We start from the raw sequence: 23779 nt of genomic DNA, 5'->3' as shown, positions 1-23779 counted from the left end.
TTTATACCCCCATACTTTCATAGATCTCAACTAATGCTAATTGAACATCTGTAATCTGCTGATTTTGATTTTCAGTAATGTATTTGATATATTCATCTTTATCATACTGAATCATATCATATTCATAACCATTAAATTCATGTTCATCAATTGTTTCACATATAGGTTCTATATTTGTATGAACCCAAACACTTTTTTCATCAATTAATATATTTTCTGGTTTTTCTGTACTTCTTACTTTTCCATGATTGATCATGTCAAATTTCCACCTTTCTTTATATAAAATTTATAATATGAATCAACGTATTTTTCTAAAGGTTTCATGTATTTCTCAATAAGCCTGTATGAATTACAGTGTTTCAAAATACCTTTATAGGAATTGAATGAGCAGTAATCAGAATAGCTTATAATTTCACCACGTAACCGCTTTTTATTAATTTCATTCATTTTCCTTTTGAAATTAATACAAGTTGATTTTCTTAATAACACATAATCCAAAAAGATACGATAACCAACAAAATCAACACCCCTAACATAAGTTGGAAAGACTTGATAATTATCTTTCATTTCCAGTTTTAATTTAGATTGCATAAATGAAGTCATTTCAATTCTTAAATTATGAAGTTCTTCTTTTGAACTTCCAAAAATGACTATATCGTCCATATATCTAAATAAATGCTTAATGTGTTTCTGTTCTTTTAACCAGTGATCTAACGGTGATAAATACAAATTACCGCTATACTGTGATAAATAATTACCAATAGGTATACCAGTATCACCATCAGTTGAATCAATGATTTCATATATCAAGTCTAGAAGTTCTTTGTCCTTGAACAATCTGGCATAAATACTTTTTAGAATATCATGATTAATAGATGGGTAATACTTTTTGGCATCTATTTTTAAACAGTATTGACAACCATAAGTATCAGTTTTGATTGCATTAATTACATCATATAGACATTTATGTGTTCCTCTTCCTGGAATTGCTGAATAAGTGTTGGTTGTAAAATATTTTATTAACATTGGTTCTATCACTTGAAGGATAGCCCATTGACATACTCGATCAGGGAAATATGGTAATTTATAAATTAGTCTTTCCTTACCATTTTCTTTTTTGATGAAAGTTTCATATTCAGAAGTTTTATAGGTATGATTGATTAAACTGTCCTGTAATATTTTTAAATAGTAATCTGGGTTGGTATCAATCATCTTAACTTCTTTATACCATGTCTTGTTTTTCCTAGCGTTTTTATGTGCTAATCTTAAATTATCCATAGAATATATCTGTTCATAAAGATAGCCTACACGTTTCACAATATACCCCTTTTCTTTGTATGCACATATGAAGTCAAATCTTCGAGAAATTGAAAATAAACTTTCAAAAACCTACCAATACAACTTACTTGATTTTTCTATTTTACCAAGCGGTAGGGTGCAATAATTTTTACTCATTTATTTTTAACTGCATGTTCCAAGCGACTGCTGAGATTACGATTACGATTAGAAGCGGTATTATTCAAATTCAAATAGAAGCTCCTAGCTTTAACACTGTTATTCCAGTTGCTACCTAATAGGGCAAAAAATCTTTTTTTCTTCACCATGTGCAAAGCTATATAACAACAATCGCACTATTGCACCCATGTTATATATTTAATTTTATTTAAGATTAATTTTGCGGTACATACACCAAGCGACCGCCGAGAGCACGAGTACGACCAGAAGCGGTATTACGCAAATCCAAATAGAAGCCCCCAGCCGTAACACCGTAATGCCAGCCGCCACCCAATAGGGCAGCCAACATACCGTTATAACTTGCGTTTCTGTAATAATAGTCACCAACCGGTACACTAGAATTTCCTAAAGCTTCTGTTGGTACAAATAACCAATCAAAATTTTCATCATATCCAAAAGCACTTGTATAACCTTCTGTTAAACATGCTTGAAAATTAACTTTTTCATAAGATGAGTTCTTACTACCATCAGCAAAATTATAATTTGCAATATAAATATCATGAACTTGTGGTTCACTTGTACTGTTTCTATCAACGTTCATACCGTCAATCCAAGTCCAAATATTACCAAAGAAGTTTTCTTCACCTCTGTAAGTTACAACATTAAATTCATTGCTGTTTGTTACTGAACCACTTCCATTACCAAGATTTGTTGTAGCACCAGTTATTTCTGTCATGCTTGTACTTCCATCATCAGTTTTAGTAGTTACACCATTGCCAAGTTTGGATTGCATATTGAAAGATGCATACTCAATTAAAAATAGTAACTGTGTTGCTGAAACTGTTGATGCGTATGAAATTTCCCAACCGTCACCACGATTATGTGCAAGTGATCTAATATTAGTTCTATTCAAATTTTGTGTTAGTCCACTTGCTGGTTTTGCATTTGCAATACTTGAAAGTAAATCATTTGAGAAATCAGCTACCTGTTCATCATTTAAAATATATGCATTTGCTGAATCATCATATAATGACCCTTCATATGCACTTAAATAGATGTTTTCTAATTCTCTGCCATTTACTTCAAAAGCTGGGTGTAATTTAAAGCCTTCTTTTGGTGTAGATGAGATATAATATCTTGCCTTTCTCATATGAAAACCATAACCAGTAGTAATAGGTTCTAATTTCAAAGGAACTACTTTATAGTAAAATTTTGGCTGTTCCACCATAACTTGTACTTTTGTTCCAACTGCATAAGTACCAGCATATTTACCACTTTCTATTGTAATAGCACTGGTTAATTTTCCAGTTTCTGTATATCCGCTATCACCATAATAAGCTACCACTTTACCATCATCAGTAACGTTACATCTTCTTCTGTTCCATGGTGCAATATCATCAAAATCTTCACCAGCTACTAAATTTTCTGCACCTGCTAATCTGGTAAAAACTTTATTTGTAAAATCAACTTCTACACCATAAATATCTTCATCACTGAAACCAATATAACTTTGTAGTGTGGTAATTTGATTTTGTAAATTTTGAATGTCATTAACCGTTGCTACTGCTCCAGTTGATACAGTTAATGAAACATTTGATGAGTTACCAACCGTTACAGTTAGATTGAACATACAGCTTGAAATACCTAAACCATTGTATGGTGGTAACCAACCAGCTACATTAGCAGTCATAACTGCATATAATATTTCACCGTCATTTGGGTCTTGTGCATAAATACCAACGGTTTTAATATAATATCCAGTTTCTAAATTTTTATTGTCAATTGCTGCTTCAATTTTTACTGCTACATCATTTTGTCTTGTAATTTTACTGATACTTTGATTTTGTTTAATATTGGATAATGATGTTAAATTTTCTAACTGGCTGTCTTGATATTCAGTTGTGCTTGTAGCAATTTTTGTAAATTTAACATTACCAGTTCCAGCCAACATTTTAGCCATCAAAGCCTGTCCTTTTTTTGTAATTACAATGCTATTAAATTGTGACATTTATATTTCCTACCTTTCTGTTTTTTCAATAAAATTAGTAATACCAATAAATTCATTTTCCATTTCTATATTGATATTTTCTTTTATATCATCACTGTTATTAATTGTTTCTATACTGTTATTTGAAGTTAATACATATAAGTTACTATTGTTTGTAATATTATGTTTGATGCTATCATCTGCATTGATAACTTCTGTTTCAACATATCCACCTTTAACAACAGCTTGACAGTTTACATTGAATGAATATTTATGATCATCACTGTTATTCACTACATCAATACGTGAGTAGCTACATTTTATTTCAGCACTGCCACAAATATCAAAATTCATCTTATTTTCACTTTTTATAACGATATTGCATGGTATCATTGTTTTGATCAGTTCTTCAACTTGATTGACTTGACCATAACCATATAAAAAAGTGACTATTTTTAATAAATAATCACTAAAATGTTCTTCTGTTATATAATTTTTTTCACCGCATATAATATCTAAATTTTTTAAAAAATTAGTATAGGTATATGCTATGTTATCATTCCATTTTAATAACAGTTTTGCCCTTCTAACGTCCAGACTGTCATTATTAGATGCTACAATACCAAACATCTTTTCAAACCTCTTTAAGCCTTGACTATTTGCAGTTAGAATAAACTGATTATCATTAATGATGCCTATTTCATTGAGTGCTTCTTGAAAAACAACATTTTCAGCTTCACATATCAGTTTCAATTGAAGATATTTCTGTAAGAACTCTGGTAAATATTCAATGATATTAATTTTTCTAGCCATCTACAATAGAATTGAAAATTGGAATTTCATATTCATCTAATTCTAAATTGCTATATTTACCGTTAATTCTTGTATTTGCAATATCAATAATACCTTCAATGTTTAGTAATCTTGTTTCTATCTGTGAGATACGAACTATTAAATTTGTTGAATTTGCCCATGTTTTTCTTAAAGACAGCATATAATCATTTAATGTTGTTTCTATCTGTTCTTTAACTCTTTCAAATGTATATGACGGGTCGAATGTAAATGTTGATGTGATATTGATTAGAACTTCATCAACGGTCTTAACAGTTACTACATGTCCAATTGGTGCTAATCCTTGACCAGTACCATATGGAACTGGATCAATGGTATCTTTAACCAGTTGTACTAATGTTTGTGTAGCTTTTCTGTAAGTTGAATCAATAATAACTAGAAGAACTGTACCGCCACCATTCCATACTGGTTCAACTTTTGTATTTCCAACACCCTGTATACCATTTGTTTTTTCAAGATAATCTTTGATATTCCCGCCAAAAGCACGAGTATCAAAACTGGCAAAATATCTTTGTCTTAATACTTCTGTATCTTCTTCATCTTCACCTGGAATTAATAATTCCGTTAAAGTACATGTTTCTAAACCGTCTATATACTCAATAGGTATCATTGTACCAAAATAAGAATTGCCTACTGTACCAGCAGTTTCACACTGCAATTTAAATATACACTCACTGATTTTTTCAGTGACGGTATAATTTAGATCATTTAATGAGAAACGTGAACCAATTGGAACATTTATATTAAATTCACCTTTTAGAATGGCATGGGTGGCTTCTTCTGGTGTTAAACCTCTTTCCGCACATCTTAATATTAAATAATCTCTTGAAGCAGTATCAGCAAAAGTATCATTTAATAAAGCGTTCATTTCCATAAATAAATTCTGAAACTCAATAGATGCTGGTGCTACACCATCATAAATAACAGAACCCTCTCTTGTATCAATGGAATTGTTTTTATCTCTCACATATTCAAGCATTCTGTTTAATATGTTTTCAAAACTGTAATTTTCATACGCCATGTTAATACTCCACCCCCTTTGATATTGTTGTATACCCATAAACAGTATAAACAGTAAAGCTAACATGAACTTTGTTATCTTCGATAGTAAAATCAAAATTATTTATTTCTTTTATTCTTTCATCTTGATATAAAGCTTCTTCTATTCTTCTTTGAAGTTCAGCACATACCCATTCAGCATCTTCACCAATGAGATCAATAAGTTCTATACCATAGTTATCACTGTAAATAGGGTATGCATAACGTTCTGTATTCAATATTTTATAGATTGCCTGTATCATTGCATCTTGTTCATCAGTTTTGCCATTTATAATTTGTAATGGAATAATCATTTTATAAGTTTCAGTGTTCTGTTCTTCTTCAATTTCAAAATCACTTTCGCTTAGATCAATATATTGATTTGGTAACATCATTACACCACCCTATCTAAAACTAAAAATTTTTGACCTTTGTTATATCTTATCAATATAACCTTTTCACCTTTTTTCAATCCATAATGAACTGTTACAGTTGTTCTACCTTTAATATCATGACTATGAGTTAAATCAATTTTAGTTTCACTAATAGAAGTAGAAGATGTATTTGTCACTTCATTTTCTATTACTGTACCTGGCTGTTCTGGGTTTAATTTAGATGTAACACTTATACCGCCACTTGACTGTGCATTGTGTTTATGATCTGCATCTAATGTTTTTGATTTGGTACTGAAATCAAAAGTCATATCTACATTATGATCTCTTACATTGTTTGTAAGAATTAGAAAATTTTCATCTAATGTAAGTTTCTGGTCAATAGTGATTTTCAATGGTGATACACTTGTAACCTCACCAAAAAGAACCGCAGTAGGTTTACTTTCTTCAACAACTGCTAATGCTATTTTTTTAATCACTTCGTGCATATCAGCCATTGAAAACACCGCCTTTCAGTTCCAAATCCATAAGATGTGAATTATTGGTAAAAGTATGTTTTGCTTTTTCTACTATCATAAAACTATCTATTTTTATATCCATCAAGGTTAGTCTTACAATTACACTTGAGCCACCTCTAACACGAACATCACCTAAAACATTCTTGATTTTTAAACTCTTTATTTTTTTGTTATACAAAGAAAGTAAGGCATTTGCCTTACTCTTTCCATTTGTATTTTCATCTATCGTTTCATAATATTGAAGTAAACCCCATTCATTAATATGATTGCTATCTTTAGATATATAAACTTCTCTTTTACCAGTTTTTTCATTATCATATGTTAATTTAATCTGGTTATAAACTTCACCATCAATACTTGATTTATAATCATAATCTTCACTTGTTTCTTCATCAATAAGTAATGGTATTCTCATATTCTGAATATGATCAAGTGTTAATTTTCCAAAATCATCATATAAAACAAACAGTTCACCAGTATTTTGAAGTGTTATATCCAAAGCGTTCTGAAACATATCAAATAAGGTTTTATTTTCTTCAACTCTGTTTGAAATCGTCCATGACGTTTCAATTAAATTACCGCATCTTAAACCAAAATCATCAGCAACCATTTTTATAAATCCTTTAGCAGTTTTATTAGTATAAACATAAGTATCTTTATTTTTCAAGTATCTTAACTGATCATAACAAGTTATTGATACTTCTTTAGATTTATCAGTTCCTTTTTCAAACATAAAACCAAAAAATACATTTTTATCATCATATTTGAATCTTACTGCATTACCTTCTTGTATATCAATATGACCATCATTTAAAATTTTAAAAGCTAATTTTCCAGGTACTCCCTTTCTTTCAGTAGTCCATTCAATAGTATCTTCTACAACTGGTAAGTATGCTTTTGTACCATTCTGTATAATTAATTCTACTGCCATATTAAACGACCTGAACCGCTGAAGCCAGTACCCAGCCTTGCCACCCGCCACTCATAGTTGTAACGTGGTATGGGTGAGAACCTTTGGTATTGATAAAATTTATCTTGCCTTTAAAATTGCTTCTGTATTGACCTCTGCCATTACCATAGCTATCTCTGAACAGATAACCGTTTAGAATAACTGTACAGCCTTTTGTGACCGCTTTTTTAGCGGCTGAACTGCTGGAAGTTTTGTTAGTAGTAGTGGTAGTTGTTTTAGATCTTTCAGTAGTCACCTTAATAATTGGTTTAGGTTTGTATGGATCAAGTTTTATATCAACCGTTTTTGTACCATAATCACGATACTGTTTTAAGTTTATGCTTACTTTTATACAGTCACCTTCCGTTGCATCTTCTGTAATTGTATAATCTTCTAAAGATACCTTCATATTGGTACTGAAAAGCAGTTTATTTTCAAATCTTCTTGTTATGATGAACTGAAACGGTTCTTTTGATGTCTTTAGTTTTTCAATTTTTTCCAGGAAATAACCAGCGGTCTGGAAATCCCCCTGATAAACTGCAAAAGGATAATCATTAATAAGCGGTAATAATGCATCAAAGGTAATTTCAGTTAGACCAGCATTTTTTAAAATGTTTATTTCCCCTTCATTGATCAGAACAAGTGTTTTGTTCTGATTTTTTATTGTGGTTTCAACTTTAGAAGGGGTAATAGGTAATAAAATCTTATCTAAATAAAACTTATACATGTTATACCCCCTCCGCAGCAATATTCATTTTTTCTTCAAGTTGACTTGCCATATAATCAATAACACCATCTAAATCAGTATCTTTACTGATGTTATTGTTATTTGTTATTTCTAGTTTGATTTCAGCAGTAGTAAAACGGTTTATCGCTTCCTGTTCCGCCAAATCTCTTAAATATTTCAATTCATCATCTGTAATATCCATACTGTCAGCAATCTTTTCAGTATTATCAGCAATCTTGCCTGTATTTGGGCTTGAAGATGAATTATCAATACCTTTAGTAATAGAATCAGTTAGATTATCTGTATTTGGTAATGAATCGGTTAATTCTTGTGTTGGGTCAAAATTTTTGATACTGTCCACAAGATTAGAACCCCATTCATAACCGTTGTTGTAGGCTTCACCAATATCTTTGAAATCAGCATAATAATCTGATGGGTCTGCTAATCCCTCTGGTGTGGTCCATTCTTCTGGTGTTAAAAAATCAAGTGTATAATCTCCTACATCTGGAAGGTCTGGCATCTGGAAACCATTATATTCAAAACGATCAAAACTAACTGTATCAGCAGTTTTATTCAGTATACCGTCCATTTCACTGATATAACTGTCTATACCGCTGGTATCAAATTTTAAGTCTACCTTGCCAATTTTCTTTACATTGTCAATATCAACACCAGGAATCAAGTTGATTGCATCTATAATCCAGTTGATTGCTTTAATCGCAGCGTTAGCACCGCTAACAAAAGCGTTCGCTATTGCTGATGCCGCACTTCCAGCGGCATTAGTTACTGATTTAAATGCAGTTGCCCCAGTCTTTCCAATATTTGCAAAAAACTGCTGAACTTTTAAAGTTGCTGAATTCCAGTTATTTACTATCCATTCAGCTACACTGATAGCTATATTTGCTACAAATTTCCATACATAATCGAAAATTGCACCTAGTCCAGCAACGATAACTGCAAATATTGAATATAGAGTGACGAATGCAGCAATAATTGTATTTATTACAAGTATCGCTATATTTGCTATTGATACCCATAGCCAGTTCCACAATGTACCTAAATTTGTAATTACAGCCAATCCAATATTATAGATACCGACAATCACGAACACTAAAAAATTATAGATCATAGCACCTATATTATAAATAATAGCCCCTAATGCAAAAACTGCACCAGCTATAATACCTGTTGCACTTAATGATGTACCGCATACTTCATTTATAACTGCAATCACTATATATAGGATAGCAACTAAAGCAATGAACCCAAGAACAACCCACCCAATAGGACAAGCCAACAATGCACTATTTAAGCCCCATTGTGCAGCGGTTTCAGCAAAAGTAGCATCACTTGATAACCACATTGCTGCCATATGTGCTTTTTCTAAAGCAATTGATATACCTTTGATTGTATTTATGACACCTTGTGTAATTTTATAAGCGGTTAAAGCTGATACATATAACCCCAAAGCGACCGCAGCAGCTATAATAACTGGTTCAATAACATTCCAGTGATCATATGCAAAACCAGCTACACTTGTTATTAAACCAAAGATAGTAGTAACTACATTAGCAACTATGATTAACGCATTGGTTACTCCATGAACTAATGCATTGAAACCCTCACTGTTTCCAATTTCTGTAAGTTTCTGTAACAGTGGTTCAAATGCTTTGACACCATAATTCTGTATGCTTGTCATGATCTGTCCAAATGTTTTTGGCATTGATTCAAACTGTGCATTGATTTCTTCAGTAGCCCCAAGCATTGCATTTTTGACTATATCAGCAGTGATTTCGCCTTCACTTGCCATTTCACGAATTTTACCAATAGGAACACCCATATAATCAGCTATGGTTTGAATAACGTTTGGTGCCTGTTCAAATACACTGTTTAATTCGTCACCTCTAAGAACACCAGAACCCAAGGCTTGTGTTAATTGAAGTGAAGCGGCTGCCATTTCTTCTTGACTTGCACCAGCAATGACAAACTGCTTTTGAAGATTTTCAGCAAACTGTAATATTTCACCATTACTGCTAAAAGCATCACTGGCACGTTGCCCCAATCCAGCAACAATATTTTGCATACTTAAATATTCACTTCTCGCTCTCTGGGCACTTACAAAAATCATATCCTGTAATTCCTGTGTTGTTTGAAGTCCTTTGTTCATTAAGTTTAATCTGGCACTTAACTGGTTCATTTCATCAGCTAAACCCAAACCATTTTGTATGGTTTTCATAGAAGCATAGACAGCTATTGCACTTCCTATTTTTCCTTTTAGACCGTCCATGAATGAAGAACCATCTTGAATGGACTGGTTAAACTGTTCCTGTGCATTGAAGTTATCACGTATGTTTCTTTCAGTGCTATCAATTAAATTATTTAATTGTCTGTATGCCTGATTGGCTTCATCAATATCCATGTTTTCCATTGATGTTGACAATTTTTCCTGTAAGCTGATAGCCATATTCAACTGATTTCTCAAGTTTTCAACTTGATTATTGACTTTCTCACCGCCTAGATCATCTAATGATTTATTAGATAAATCCTGCATGTGATAGAACAAACTTGTAATTCTGTTATCCAATCCTTTAACATCATTTATCATGTTCTGTGGAAATAAATCAGTATTATTAGCTTGATTTGATATTCTCTGTTGATTAGATACAACATCATCTAATAGTGAATTAGCATTGGAAATTTCCTGTTCAAATCGTTCAACACCACTGTTTGTAAATACATCAATGTTGTTTGAACTATCCCATTTAATTGGTACTTCAATAGGCTGTGCATTGAAGTTATCAATAACTGGTTCAACTTTTGGTTCAGCACTTAAATTATCTAATCTGGATAATTCTAAACTTGCACCTTTTAAAGATTGTACCGCTTTTTCAATGCTTGAAGTGTCAATTGTACTAACATCATCAATTACTTCAAATGAATTTACAATTTGATTTAATGCACCAACCATATTTAACAGTGGTGCGGTCATTTTATCCTGTAATTCAATAGTTGAACTTATACTCATTTATTTCACCTTCTTTCAATATAAAATAAAAAAGAAAGAGTTTAACGCTTTTTGCTTCTGCTCTTTCTTTTCATTTCTTTCTCTTTCTTTTTGTCATTTTCTATCTTAATTTTAATAGAAGCTATTACAAATGCTTTTTCTTCATCATCAAGATTTAAAAATTGAGAAGGTAAAATATGCAATTTATGAAGGCAATAGTAAGCAATGTTTGCTTCACTATCACCATCATTAATTAGTTTTTTGCTTCTTCAACCTTTTCACTTAAAGTTTTATCTAAATGATTGTATTTTTGAACAAAATCAACTAATGCATTGTATTCACCAACATCATCAATCATTTCTTTGATCAATTCTTCTGGTGTTGCTACACCGTATGAATCCTGTAATTCCTTATCATATAGATCTGGATAAACAACTGATGCACATAATAATTTAGCAATATATTTTTGTGTATTTAATTTTGTTCGATACTGTCCAGTTCTTCCAATAGGAATTTCAGCAGTACATTCATCTTGAATAGCCTGTGCTTCTCTTGTATCTAAAGCACGTAATTCCCATTTTAAAGGTTTATTAGTATCTGGATCAATTAATGTTTCAGTGGCTTCAATAAAAACATTTTCTCTTTTCTTTTTGTTTGCTTTCATGAATTTTGTAAATTTTCCCATAGTTTATTTCCTACCTTTCTATAATTACATACCAGCAAGTAATTTAAAGCTTTCTGGCATTTCAAAATCATCAAATGTAAAATCAAAATCTTCATCAAGTAAATCACCGTCAGCATCAAACTTAGCTAAGATACCGCCGTCAACATTACAGTCTTTTAAAACAACTGTTTGTCTACCAACACTTGAAGTAGGGTCTTCATTTGTGATCTGTATTTCAAAATAAGTATCTTTACCAGTGTTCTTATAATCCAATAACATCTGTCTGATAATAGACTGGTTATAATGGGCATTACATGAACCTGTACCGCTCCAACCTGTTGCTCTGTTTCCTTTACCAGTTTTACCCAAGATGGGTACTTCTGTTTTGCTTTTATCAAAGTTAGCTTCAAGATTTTTGGCTTGCATGAAGTTGTATCTTCTTGAACCAATAGTAAGATAACATTCAGCTAAACCAGCAGCTAATGTATCACTTGATTTCATAGTAATATTGTTTGCCATATCTGTTTACCTTCCTTTCTATTTAATTGTATTAGTCATGTATAATTTACCCATGACACCGACAATTTCAATTTCATTTACTGTAACAACAACATCTTTCTTTGTATTTCCAAGTTCAACAGTTACATTTTCACTGTTGAAGTTTTCAATTGCTCTGATAGTATTTAATTCATTGAAGATGTTTACAATATCACTCCACAATGAAACACGACCAGAAGCATCATTAGGAATTTTGCCAAGATATTTTGTATTGAATAATGTAGCCATGTCATTACCAATGTTATCAATAACTCTGATTGTCTGATTGCTTTTGAAGATTTCACCTTTTTCATCAGTAGTTGTAACAAGTGAGTTAATATCATCTAATACTCTTATATCATTAGCGACCTTATGGAATACAAATTCACCATTATCAATTGCCTGTTCTAATTCAGTTTGTGTATAATCAGTTTTGATTGTAAATTCACCATTATATACAGTATTCTGACAAGATTCATTAATTTCACAACCAGCTTGAACACCAGTTGTCCAGTAAACTGCACTGGCTTTATTAAAACCTTCTTCAATAACGATTTCATTTTTAACATTGATGTTAGATTCATCATCACTTGCATTATTCCAAGTTACTGATTGAAATTTAATACCATATTCATTTCTCATTCTTTTAGCAAATTGAGAATACAACTGATTGATTGGTTTATCTTCACTTACTACACCAATTACATTAAATGAATAACTTTCAATTTTATTCAAGAATGATTGATGATTAGCACTTGTAACATCTTCACCGTTAGTTCCATTAGTCAATGGTGTAGAAGCAGTTACCGCTAATGTTGCATCAGTTTTGAATGTTACGTAATCATTATCAATTAAATCACTCGCTTTAGTAACTGTTTGTGTATCAACTTTAACAGTTCCTAAATATGTCATGACATCATATTTTGTTGTTTCATCAACATTTCTCTGAATAACGATTTTTAGATCATTTCCACGAACACCGCCATATTTAGCAGTAGCAAATGTGTTTGATGCTTTAACACCAGCCGAATTTAACTTATAAGCGTATAATGTTCTGATGTTCAAAAATAGATCACGTAAACCTTTCATTTTTGGGTGTGAATAGTCATATCCAAAAATGGCTTGTGCATTTTTCTGGAAATCATCAGCATTTACAGTAAATACTTCATCATCTTTACCCCAGTCTAATGTAAATGCCATGGCAGCAATACCACGATCACTTAAAGTAGAATTAGCTGCACTTGCTGAAATAAAGTTAATATATGAACCTGGTAATTTTTTGTTCATACTTGTAAAAGTTCCACCACCTAAAGCCATAATTATTTCACCTTACCTTTCATAAAATCATCTAATAATTTTGTAACTTCATTGATTGAATACTTTTCTTCATCTTTTAAAATAACATTCAAAGCATCTTGTAACGGTTTGAATGTTTTAGAATTAATAATAGCTTCTTTAGAGAATTTTGGAATTTCTTTTTCACTTTTCTCTGCTGCTTTTCTAGCCATAATTATTTCACTCCTTTTGTAATACCTTCAAAACTTTCCATATTGTCACTTGTAACAGTTTTTGTAACAAAAAAGTCATAATTAACAAGAAAATTTAAAACCCCGTCAACAACTTGAGTATTCATATTTGTACCTCTTAATAAATCATTTTCATCACTGATATATTCAAGGCAGTTAAATAATCTTTCTCTAACATCATTTATTTCTTCCTGTATGTTCTCTTTTTCTGGAAAATAAAGAATACTGAATGTGTTGGTAGTTTTATATCTCTTGTCAAAAAACTGTCTTATAGATGGATTTATACAGAAAATAGAAAAACAAGGTTCTTGTAAACCTTGCTTGACATCTTCTGTATATATCTCATATTTATCACCAAATTCTAAATAAATAGCTTTAGAAATTGCACTAATAATTTTATTTATCATTCAAACACCTTCTTTAAAACCTTTTTCAACTTCTGCTTTATAATTTTATCCAAATTTTCATCTATTTCCTGTTCTGAAACAGTTAGCATATAAACACCGTTTACCCAACCCTTATGATTTCTAGTCCTGTGACCAAATTCAACATAAGGTGCATATTCAACATTGTTAATAATTTCAACTTTATAGACACCGTTACTTTCAGTGATTTCACCAATAGTCCAGCCACGTCTTAAAGTACCGCCATGTTTACTTGAACCTTTTGGATATTTTCCAACTGGTGTTTTTTGTCTAACTTTTCGCCACAACCTCAATGCTATTTCATTTGTAAGCATGGTTAGAATTTCATCTTTATTTTCTACAAAATCCTCAATTCTTTTTATCAGTTCTTGAAGTTCTTTAGTGTTTGATTTTGTTCCCATTATGCCCAATCCTTAAACACATCTAATTTGATTTCCTGGTGTGTTGGATATACTGCTGGAATACCACTTTTTGAAAATAAACTTTCAATTCCATCATGATTGACAATGATTTTAGAACCTTCTTCAATATTTATCTCTGGTGAAATAAATAATTTAACTTCCTGTTCTTTCAAACTTGCATGTGAGATTTCATTAACAACAGAAACATTAGAAAATGATAATCTGCATGGCTGATTTTCAAACAATTTGGTTTCAGTAAAACTTGTTGAATGATCAGCTTTTTTAACTTTCTGTTTAATTACAACAGTACATGTATGTGTATATAATCTTTCAATTGCTTTTCTTGTTTTTACCACTTGAGCTTTCGATAACATATAAATTCATCTGTACCATAGTTAATTAGATGATTGATCAATACATTCAATTTACTTTCATCACTTTCATCATCTAATTGAACAGTAGTATCACCAAGTTTTATACTTTTTAAAGCACTGTCAATTGAAAAATTATCACCTAATGAATTTGTCTGTTTTTTATTCAGCAGTATTTCACCACATATCATATCAACTGCAATGTATTTTAAACCGTCTGGAATTTCAGTAACATTACATTCATTTTTGATTGTATTTTCGATTTTTTGAATAGAGAAGGCAGTGAGAAACTCATCACCTTCTGCACATTCATAACCTAATGTTTCAAGTCTTTTCAAAACCAAATCAATAAATTCAATACTGATATTTTCATTACTGATCAACAGTTTGATTTTTTCATTCATTTAGATCACTCACTAACCACGAGAAACAATCTTACAAATCGCAATCGCTCTATGATCAATATATGTTCTGTCTGTTTCTCTAGTTTCACCAGAACATACCAATGACCAGTTTTTACCATTAGCTAATTCTTCATCAGTTGGTGACAATGATGCCTGTACTGCCTTTTCATAAGAAATACCACGAGGTGAGAAGATTTTTCTTTGACGAGTGTATAAAGTATCTTCACCACCGTTAGTTTTTGGGTCACGTGACATTTCATAAGGAACTTTAGCACCAACATCTTTATAAGAGAATGAACCTTCACCTAAGCAGTATGAAGTATATTCAGTATATTCACCAACCAATACAACATATTCATTTGCTGCAATATCAGAAATATCAGCAGTTACATCAGCTTTGTTAATTTCACCAGCAGTTGCACTACTTTCAACGACTTTTAAAGCCCCTTCATCTGATGCTTCTGCTCTTTCATAATGTGCAGTTACAACTTTAATAGGCATATAATCATCAATGACAACTAATTTACCGTTCCATGTACCTAAATCCAATTCGCGTTGTACACCGTTTTTATCAGTAAATTTCAAATGTTCAATTAAATTTAAGTTTTCTAAGTTAGTTGAAACATCACTGTGCATAAACACTAATGCAAATTTCTTTTTATTTGCCCCACATGCTTTATTTGTAGCAGTGTTTAAAGTTGTAGCGGTCATATTACCATCAGTAACAAAAGTATGTTTTTGAACAAATTCTTTGTTTTTAGCACCAGTATTCATTGCAAAAATACCATCTAAAATTGCTAAAATTGTTTCCTGATCTAAACCGTCTTTATATTCAGCTACCTGTTGTGCCACATTTTCCATGAAATCAACACCACCAGTAATATCATATGAGAAGTCACTTTCAACCCATGCTTTCGCACGACCAACAACAACTACACCTTGTTCATAAGTTTTTGTTCTACTTGCTGTAATATCAGTTTGACCATCATAATTTACCGCTTCACCATCTGCTAAACCTTTGAAAGCAATTCTGGCATAAGCAGTACCATTTTGAGTTGTAAAGGCATTATCAATATCTGTATTACCAGCTAATACCCTTGATTTTTTCAACTCATTCATTTTCATATTTGGAACACGTTCAACAGAATATTTAAATGCTTTTTCATTAAAACTTTTAGAATCGAATTGTGCCATAATATATCACTCCTTTATCTCTTTTTATTACAATTCAACATCTGGATTTTCTTCAAGGTATTTTGCTATTTCTTCATAAGTCATTTTTGACAAATCTACCCCATCATCATTACCTTTTTTACCAGTACTTTTTGATGGATTAGCACCCTTGAATTTCTTTTTTTCTTCTTTAAACATAAATTTAGAATCTTCCGCCTCTTTTAATGTTTTAATCTGTTCATCAATGTTTAATCCTTCCAGTGTTCCATCTTCTTTGACATTGATTTTGTCAATATCCACATCTAATAAGGCTTTTACCGCCTTCATGTTTAAAGCACCATTTTTTGTTAATTCGCTTTCAATTGCGTTATTAACTCTTAACTGTTTAATCTCTTTAGCATAATCTTCATCTTTCTGTTTGTTTTCATTTTGAAGATTAGTAATTTGATTTTGCAATTCTTCAACATTTACACCTTTTAATTTCTCTAATTGACCATCTCTTTCTTTGATGGTTTCATTAGCCGCATCACGTTCTTTAACCACAATATCAAATTGTGCTCTTGGTACATAATCAGTTAACTCATTTTCACTTTCCTTTTCAACTTTTTTTGCGGTTTCTTCATCTAAACCTAACTCAATTAACTTTTCTTTTTTCATTTTTACCTTTCCTTTCTTTATATCTTTTCCTTTTGGTACGTGGTTCATATTCATATGGTTCATAGTATTCCTTGCCACATATCATACATTTATAGACAAATCTTTTGACCATACAGTGTTTCACTTTGTCATAATATCTAATCGTCTTTAAATGGTAATATTGATGATGGTGTGGCTTTAATCCTTCTGCCATGATATTTCCCCCTTTTCAAAATAAAAAAGACACATAAAATCATGTGTCTTTCGTAAATATTTATGTAAAGAACTAATCCCACATGTTACCATCTTTAGGATATAATTCTAATACATCATAATAATGTTCAATTTCATCTGGTGTTTTACCATTGAAAAGCTGATTTAAAACGTCAATTTTTTCATCTAACAGTTCATTACTATCTTCATCAAAAAATTGTGTAAATAAAGGATCATAAACTTTCATCAGTAAATTTTGTATAATGTCCTTTTTTTCAAGTATTTTAATTTCTTCTTTAGTTGCATTTTCTGGAACAATCAACATTTTAAACACCAACTTTCTTTAATAATTCATCAATATATTTATCCAGTTCATCAACCAGTTTTGGATAATCTTTTCTCAATATCTCAATTAAATCTGGTCTTAATACTGATAATGAACCGTAATTAGCAACAATTTCTTTAACTCTGCTATCAATATTTACATAATATCTAGTACCATGACCAAATAAAATTGTACCTTTATCACGTAACGAACCGCCACTTAATGCATCATAAATATCTTGTAGATTTCCTATACTTCCACCCATAATATTTCTAGCTTCATAATCAATTAAGTTTGTTCTTTCCGTTTTTAATTTTTTAATAAGTTTGTTTAATTCTTTATATTTTTTAACTGGCAATGATATAACACCAACATTAGCATTACCATATTTATTGATATAATCATCAGTTAGATCACTAATTTTAATCTGATAATCTTGAAATATTTTATTTGTAATATTTCTATATTCATCTTTAAACTGATCAAATAATTTTTTTGCATCTTCACCAATATAATCTGTCTTTTGTGAAACTATATTAACTAGTCCTTTTTGCTGTGTACTAAAATATGAAGAATATTTCTTAACATCTGCTCTATTTAAGAAATCAATATAATGCATTTCTTCATGTAATATAACTCCTATTTGACCACTCAAATTATCACCACTTAATTTTGGAATGTTTAATTTTACATCTATAATTTCTTTTGTAAGATTATTATAAGTCATTGATAATGCATGGTTTTTAGTATGAGTTATCTTGAATGGAATACCTTGACTTTCAATGTTTTCCATTTTATCCATGTTGTTATATAGCTTCAATACTTTAACATCAGCATCTTTCAAATTATTAATATAATCCAGCATAGTTTGAGTATTTTTAATTTCACGTTTATCAGTAAAAGCATTTGGAAAGTTCTTAATGTCTAATACTTCTTTCACTTTAATTGTACCATTGTTTTTGTTTAAATCAAAATTAATATCATTTTTTTTAAAATGTTTCTTACCTTTTGTGGTAATCTCATCAAAACCGCTACGATCACCATCAACAAAAGCAGCTTTCCATTCGTCATACTTAACATTTGAAGGTACATAGTAAGTTTTACCAGTTTCTTCATCTCTTGCTGCTCTTTCATCAATAGAAAACTCATCATCAAAATAAGGTATCATAACAGTTCTGCAATATGGGTGAAATGGTGGTGCTGATACACCAACTTCATATTCATCTAAATCAAAAACACTTCCGTCCATCTGTTGACACGTTTCACTTGTCCTTGAATCAAGAGTAGCAAGAATTTCATATTTCTCACAGCCAAATTTTTCAAATGTATCTCTATCACTCTGTGATTGGAAATAAGAACTTTCAGTATAAACAATTGATTTAGCACGTGATTTTGAAGTTTTCATTTTTTTAGCAATGTTTTCTACTGCCTTATCTGGACTTTTGCCAGTTAAACACATAGAAGTTAATTCATTGTTTACTTCATTTATCAATTTCTTTTTATCATTCCATATTCTTTCACTAAAATTAATACCATCAACCGCCCAAGGCTTTGATATTAACTTTTCAAGTTTCTTTTCATCTATATTAGAAAAGTTCCAGCCAATATTGAACCCTTTTTGAAGTTCATACATGGAATGATACATGTTGTCACTGTATATGTTTTTTATAAAATCAGTGATTTCATCTGTTTTATTCCCATACAGTTTTTCAATGATACATTGTGTATTTAATTTTAATGCTTCCAGCCTTGATATATGGTATCTTGCACTTGCATTTTCTAATTGCTTCATAAACATACCATCAAGTGCGTTCTGTTCACCGTATTTGATGTATTCATTAACTGTCCATTTCAGTTCGCTTAATTCCTGTTTATTTAACAGTTTTTTAGCTTCTGTAATGGAAATGTTGTTATTAACTGCAAATCTCTGATACCATGATCTAATTTCTTTATCAATCTGGCTTTGGGCATTAACAAACTGATCATTAAGATTTTGATAAAATTCAGTTCCTTTTTGATGTGATGCATTTTCCAACTGTTCAAATCTTTTCTTCCAGTATTCACTATTCTTCATCTACATCATCACCATCACTATTGGTTTTTGGTTGAAAAGCATTTATATAACTGTTCATTTCTTCATCTTTCTGCTTTTCAATCTTTTCCAGTTCATCATCAACATCATCAATCCAAGGGTGATTAGCTAATCTTGTTTCCAATGATAGATCAGTAGACTTATTGACATTATCAATAATTTCACTTTCATTCATAAGCATATCTCTGTTAAAAATGACTTCAACATCTTCATTTTCAAAATTGCCAATACCTGTATTTGAAAAATGACAGTTGATAAACCATAACAGTTGTTCAAAACTTGCCTGGAACCCTGTTTCAATATCATTGGCATCTAAATCAATATCACTATACATGCTTTGTATATTCATCTGGTTAGGATTTCCAGCAAGTCTATCATCTTTTGCATCAAATCCCATGGCATTTTCAATTAATGCTTTCTTGAATAATTCAAGAATGATTTTATAATTTTCTGCATTAACTTCAACCTGTAATGATTTTACATCACCACTATTACCATCTCTGCTTCTAACCTTAACCGCCCCATACTGTGCTAAATTTCTTCTAAATTCACCTAAATTTTGACCATCATAATTAACAAGTACCAATATTGTATTTCTGCTATCTTCTTCCATATTGTTCTGGAAAGTAGAAAGAATTTGATTAATACCGTCCTGTAATGATTTTACTTTTTTCAGTAAAGGTATTTCTTTAGAATTGTATTTGAATGGAATGATAGGAATATTTACCCAGTTTAAACATTCTTCACTTCCATCATCATTTGAAACAGTAATATATGGTTCGTATGGATTAGTTTCATCAGCAATCAGCCTACCATCATCTAATGTCATTCGATAAACACCATCAGTATTATATACTTCTATTTTTTCAACAATTCTTTTTTCATGTCTGTTTTCAATAACTGTTGGATAAAAACGAATAGCACCATCTAATTCAGTATGATCACTATCTTTCCACAAAGGAACAACTTCATGACCTTTTAGTTTTGTAAATTTCAAATGCCCTTCTTCATCATAACCAACATATAAATAACTGATGCCTTCATTTAAACTGTCCTCAAGAATGTTTTTCATCATTCTCATAAACCTTTTGTTAAATACTTCATTCAATGCTTTAGAGTATGCTTCATTGTCACTCTGTATCACAAAAGGCTGTCCTAACAAATAATTTTTCTTCTGGTTTACCATTTTAGCATACTGGTTATCAATTACATGATGATTGGGTAAGTTGTCAACTTCTGTCAATACACCACCTTCACCTATAACCGTTCTTTTGACATGTAAAATATCATGTTTACCTTCATAATATCGTTCACCATCTATCATACATCTTCTTCTGAATGATGTTTTGAAATCATTAATTTCTTTAATGATCATATCACCGTCATTTAGAATATCTGTTCTTTCTTCAAAAATGAAACGATATAAGAAATCTTGAAATCTATTCACATTTTCACCTCACTTATCCTTACAAAATATGAACTCATAATAAAATCACCTTATATTTACTGGAAAAATAAGATGATCTGTTACTAGTATGTTACTTTTAATCAAAACTGAATGTATCGCCTAAACTGTAATCTTCCAGTGCATAACGCATAGCGTCCATCAAGTGATTGAAATCATCAATTGGTTTATTGATCTTCTTACCACTCTTATCTTCTTGCCATGTGTAATTGGATATTTCAGTTATAAAATTAACACATGTTGGGTGAATGATTATTTTAAAGTCCTGTATATAATCAATTCCAGCATTAATACTATCTCTGCCTTTTTGTGCTGCTCTGATACGATACAATCCCAAATCATACAATCGGTCTATACTTTTCTTTTCTGCACTGTCAGCAGTAATTTTTTCTTTTGCATATCCCATATCACTTATGGTTTCAGCAATTCTTTCATTTGATAATCCCTTTTTATACATTTCATCAAAAACATAAATAATTTTAGATGGTATATCAATAAGACCACAAAATAAAGCTGATGGATCATTGACATAACCAAAGTCCAAGCCAAAAGCGCTATTAATTGTTGAAATCTTCCTGATTTCTTCAATATCAAATAGTTTTTCTTCCCAGTTTTCAAAAACCAAACCATCAACAATACCCCATTCACCTAAACCAGCTACCCTATATCTTCTAGGGTTGCTTTTCTTCATCTTTTCAAAAACCCTTTTATCAGCTTCATCTAGCCATTCATTACACATGTAATTGGTTGTCATGGCTAGAACATTATCATCTGGATCATCAAAAAATCTTTTCTTAATCCAGTGATGTTCATTCCATGGGTTGAATGTCAATGTAATCTGTTTAAATAAATTACCTTCAACGATACCACGAATAGATTCATCTATCATATCAAAATCACTTTCATTCATGATTTCATATGCTTCTTCTATCCAGCACCAGCAAAGAGAACCATTTTTAACGGTTATTGAAGTAACTTTCAATGGATCATCAAGACCTCTGAAATAAATTTTCTGTCCAGTTGGTATATAAGTCATTTCCAATGGACTTTCTTTTATATCCCAATATTTAGATACACCCAAACGATTTATAGCCCACTGTAATTCAGTAAAACAACTGTCATGCAGTGTCCTATATGTTTTTCTAATGACAAGAGTATTTGCACCTTTATATTTCATCATGTTATTGATATACCACAAAGCGGTTGTTTTAGACTTTTTGGAAGCACGTGATCCCTTACATACCCTGTAACGTCCTTTAAAATGCCAGTATTTGTTATAACCTTTACCTACAACTTTGGATAATGAAATATTCTTACTCATATATTGCCCAATAATAAAAACACCTCATAAAACAAGGTGTTTTGAGTTATTTTGTTACTAGTATGTTACTAATCATCATCAATTGGTATATCATCTATGATAGTAACTCCTACATCAGCATCTAAATTAACGTTATCCTTGAACATACCATAACGCTTACCAATCAGTTCAGCCGCTTTCATTTTTTCTTTTTCATCTGGTGGTTTTTCTATGATCTCTTGCATACCGTCACCGCACATAGATAAAACACTTGATCTTGATTGACCACGCATAACAGTAGTCAAGTATTCCATAACTTCTTTAGCATCAGCTACGTTACTGTTTTCAATCTTCTTCAACTGTTCATCTATATATTCACGAATGTAAGGTTTAGCCAAGTTTTCAGTAGCAATAGCCCTAGCACTCCTTTTGCTGTACCCAGCCCTTATTGCTGCCTGTGTACCGTTGCAATCAATCAAATATTCATCACAGAATCTTTTTTGTTTTGCAGTTAGCTTCATTACAGAATACTCCTTTCCTTAAAAAATAAAAAAGAACTAGCACACATCTAGTTCTTCAACCTAATTTTTCACTGTAATAATTATAACATATATAAAAGTGTTCGTAAAGGACACCTAAAAGGACTAGCAAAAGGACATTTTTGTCAAGACAAAAGGATATATCTGATGCTTTCATCACTGAATAATCTGATCTGCAATTTGCTGATCAAGTTATTTTTCTGTCTTGATACAGTTTTGACATCACAGTGATAATATTCAGCAATTTCATCATGTGTCTTTCCTTCAAAGTATTTCATTCTTATGATGTCAAAATATTTTTCATTTCTTAAACCCTCTAGTTCTTTGTCAATGACATTAATAAAATTCTTTGTTGTTGTTATATTAAACTGGATTTCAGCAATCTTTTCATCTATCTTTTCCTGTTCACTTTTTATATAACTGTCATGTGACATGTTCATAGCTGGTAATATACTGATGGAATGTTTTCTTAAACCGTTCTCTTGAAGTTCAGCAATCTGTTCTTCTCTGTTCTTTATGACTTCAAGAAAACTGTTGTAATTATAAAGCAGTAATTCAGTTTTCTGAAAAGGTGTTCTCTTGTCACTTTTGATCATGTTGTTCTTCATCAGTTCAAGAACGGTCTGCTTTGCAGTTTCGGCAGCTAATTCTTTAGCTTCTTTTTTCATATCTTTTTTTCATTCCTTTCTTTCAATAGTACAAGGTACAATATTATATACTATTTATATATTTTTTAAGAGATTATTATAATTTAATGTTTTTACATTCCTTTATTTAATAACTCAA

The 23779-nt window shown here is 31.0% G+C and carries 27 protein-coding genes; all 27 read right to left on the bottom strand.

All coding sequences use genetic code 11. From position 1 onward, the window contains the following. Position 1: 1 nt before the first annotated feature. A complete protein-coding gene (locus B5E75_RS11020; RefSeq protein ID WP_087359198.1) occupies positions 2-256 on the bottom strand; it encodes a hypothetical protein in 255 nt (84 codons plus the stop codon). After that, on the bottom strand, positions 253-1317 hold the full coding sequence (locus tag B5E75_RS11015) for a reverse transcriptase domain-containing protein (RefSeq protein ID WP_087359196.1): 1065 nt from the start codon (positions 1315-1317) through the stop codon (positions 253-255). Before B5E75_RS11015 ends, B5E75_RS11020 begins: the two co-directional genes overlap by 4 nt. Positions 1318-1669: 352 nt before the next feature. Beyond that, a complete protein-coding gene (locus tag B5E75_RS11010) occupies positions 1670-3463 on the bottom strand; it encodes a phage tail-collar fiber domain-containing protein (RefSeq protein WP_087359194.1) in 1794 nt (597 codons plus the stop codon). A gap of 9 nt (positions 3464-3472) precedes the next feature. Continuing rightward, on the bottom strand, positions 3473-4255 hold the full coding sequence (locus tag B5E75_RS11005) for a putative phage tail protein (RefSeq protein ID WP_087359192.1): 783 nt from the start codon (positions 4253-4255) through the stop codon (positions 3473-3475). After that, positions 4248-5315, bottom strand: coding sequence for a baseplate J/gp47 family protein (locus tag B5E75_RS11000; protein ID WP_087359190.1), 1068 nt, complete (start codon positions 5313-5315; stop codon positions 4248-4250). Before B5E75_RS11000 ends, B5E75_RS11005 begins: the two co-directional genes overlap by 8 nt. A 1-nt stretch (position 5316) precedes the next feature. Continuing rightward, complete coding sequence (locus B5E75_RS10995) at positions 5317-5724, bottom strand: DUF2634 domain-containing protein (protein WP_087359188.1); 408 nt, start codon at positions 5722-5724, stop codon at positions 5317-5319. A gap of 2 nt (positions 5725-5726) precedes the next feature. Next, a complete protein-coding gene (locus B5E75_RS10990; protein WP_087359186.1) occupies positions 5727-6221 on the bottom strand; it encodes a DUF2577 domain-containing protein in 495 nt (164 codons plus the stop codon). Then, positions 6214-7173, bottom strand: a complete 960-nt coding sequence (locus B5E75_RS10985; RefSeq protein WP_087359185.1) for an XkdQ/YqbQ family protein — start codon at positions 7171-7173, stop codon at positions 6214-6216. Before B5E75_RS10985 ends, B5E75_RS10990 begins: the two co-directional genes overlap by 8 nt. Before the next feature lies 1 nt (position 7174). Further along, positions 7175-7918, bottom strand: a complete 744-nt coding sequence (locus B5E75_RS10980; RefSeq protein ID WP_087359183.1) for a phage baseplate protein — start codon at positions 7916-7918, stop codon at positions 7175-7177. 1 nt (position 7919) lies between these two features. Next, on the bottom strand, positions 7920-10943 hold the full coding sequence (locus tag B5E75_RS10975; RefSeq protein ID WP_087359181.1) for a tape measure protein: 3024 nt from the start codon (positions 10941-10943) through the stop codon (positions 7920-7922). Between the two features lie 232 nt (positions 10944-11175). Beyond that, on the bottom strand, positions 11176-11607 hold the full coding sequence (locus B5E75_RS10965; RefSeq protein ID WP_087359177.1) for a phage tail assembly chaperone: 432 nt from the start codon (positions 11605-11607) through the stop codon (positions 11176-11178). 24 nt (positions 11608-11631) lie between these two features. Continuing rightward, entirely contained in the window at positions 11632-12105 is a 474-nt protein-coding gene (locus tag B5E75_RS10960) for a phage tail tube protein (protein WP_087359175.1), read from the bottom strand. An 18-nt stretch (positions 12106-12123) separates the two neighbouring features. Next, positions 12124-13440 carry a phage tail sheath family protein gene (locus B5E75_RS10955; protein WP_087359173.1) on the bottom strand — a complete coding sequence of 439 codons (1317 nt, stop codon included), beginning with the start codon at positions 13438-13440 and terminating at the stop codon, positions 12124-12126. Positions 13441-13442: 2 nt separating this feature from the next. Further along, the gene (locus tag B5E75_RS10950) at positions 13443-13631 is read right to left on the bottom strand and encodes a hypothetical protein (RefSeq protein ID WP_087359171.1); all 189 of its coding nucleotides are present in this window, start codon (positions 13629-13631) and stop codon (positions 13443-13445) included. Positions 13632-13633: 2 nt separating this feature from the next. After that, a complete protein-coding gene (locus B5E75_RS10945) occupies positions 13634-14056 on the bottom strand; it encodes a phage tail terminator family protein (RefSeq protein WP_087359169.1) in 423 nt (140 codons plus the stop codon). Next, the gene (locus B5E75_RS10940; protein WP_087359167.1) at positions 14053-14475 is read right to left on the bottom strand and encodes an HK97 gp10 family phage protein; all 423 of its coding nucleotides are present in this window, start codon (positions 14473-14475) and stop codon (positions 14053-14055) included. Before B5E75_RS10940 ends, B5E75_RS10945 begins: the two co-directional genes overlap by 4 nt. Further along, on the bottom strand, positions 14475-14849 hold the full coding sequence (locus B5E75_RS10935) for a hypothetical protein (RefSeq protein ID WP_087359165.1): 375 nt from the start codon (positions 14847-14849) through the stop codon (positions 14475-14477). The genes B5E75_RS10940 and B5E75_RS10935 overlap by 1 nt, the downstream gene beginning before the upstream one ends. Then, positions 14825-15250, bottom strand: a complete 426-nt coding sequence (locus tag B5E75_RS10930) for a hypothetical protein (RefSeq protein ID WP_087359163.1) — start codon at positions 15248-15250, stop codon at positions 14825-14827. The genes B5E75_RS10935 and B5E75_RS10930 overlap by 25 nt, the downstream gene beginning before the upstream one ends. A gap of 12 nt (positions 15251-15262) precedes the next feature. After that, on the bottom strand, positions 15263-16444 hold the full coding sequence (locus tag B5E75_RS10925; protein ID WP_087359161.1) for a phage coat protein: 1182 nt from the start codon (positions 16442-16444) through the stop codon (positions 15263-15265). A 27-nt stretch (positions 16445-16471) separates the two neighbouring features. Further along, positions 16472-17080, bottom strand: a complete 609-nt coding sequence (locus B5E75_RS10920; RefSeq protein WP_162607686.1) for a phage scaffolding protein — start codon at positions 17078-17080, stop codon at positions 16472-16474. After that, on the bottom strand, positions 17058-17273 hold the full coding sequence (locus tag B5E75_RS14455) for a hypothetical protein (RefSeq protein ID WP_143746962.1): 216 nt from the start codon (positions 17271-17273) through the stop codon (positions 17058-17060). The genes B5E75_RS10920 and B5E75_RS14455 overlap by 23 nt, the downstream gene beginning before the upstream one ends. A gap of 72 nt (positions 17274-17345) precedes the next feature. Next, positions 17346-17597 carry a hypothetical protein gene (locus tag B5E75_RS10915; protein ID WP_087359158.1) on the bottom strand — a complete coding sequence of 84 codons (252 nt, stop codon included), beginning with the start codon at positions 17595-17597 and terminating at the stop codon, positions 17346-17348. A gap of 1 nt (position 17598) precedes the next feature. Beyond that, the gene (locus B5E75_RS10910) at positions 17599-19671 is read right to left on the bottom strand and encodes a minor capsid protein (RefSeq protein ID WP_087359156.1); all 2073 of its coding nucleotides are present in this window, start codon (positions 19669-19671) and stop codon (positions 17599-17601) included. Continuing rightward, the gene (locus tag B5E75_RS10905) at positions 19661-21136 is read right to left on the bottom strand and encodes a phage portal protein (RefSeq protein WP_206413985.1); all 1476 of its coding nucleotides are present in this window, start codon (positions 21134-21136) and stop codon (positions 19661-19663) included. The genes B5E75_RS10910 and B5E75_RS10905 overlap by 11 nt, the downstream gene beginning before the upstream one ends. Before the next feature lie 97 nt (positions 21137-21233). Beyond that, complete coding sequence (locus B5E75_RS10900) at positions 21234-22475, bottom strand: PBSX family phage terminase large subunit (protein WP_087359154.1); 1242 nt, start codon at positions 22473-22475, stop codon at positions 21234-21236. 68 nt (positions 22476-22543) lie between these two features. Further along, positions 22544-22975, bottom strand: a complete 432-nt coding sequence (locus B5E75_RS10895) for a terminase small subunit (RefSeq protein ID WP_087359152.1) — start codon at positions 22973-22975, stop codon at positions 22544-22546. Between the two features lie 143 nt (positions 22976-23118). Beyond that, positions 23119-23661 carry a sigma factor-like helix-turn-helix DNA-binding protein gene (locus tag B5E75_RS10890; RefSeq protein WP_087359151.1) on the bottom strand — a complete coding sequence of 181 codons (543 nt, stop codon included), beginning with the start codon at positions 23659-23661 and terminating at the stop codon, positions 23119-23121. Between the last annotated feature and the right edge of the window lie 118 nt (positions 23662-23779).

Source organism: Massiliimicrobium timonense (assembly GCF_002160865.1).
Taxonomy (GTDB): Bacteria; Bacillota_I; Bacilli_A; order Erysipelotrichales; family Coprobacillaceae; genus Allocoprobacillus.
This window is presented reverse-complemented; position numbering and strand designations above follow the sequence as displayed.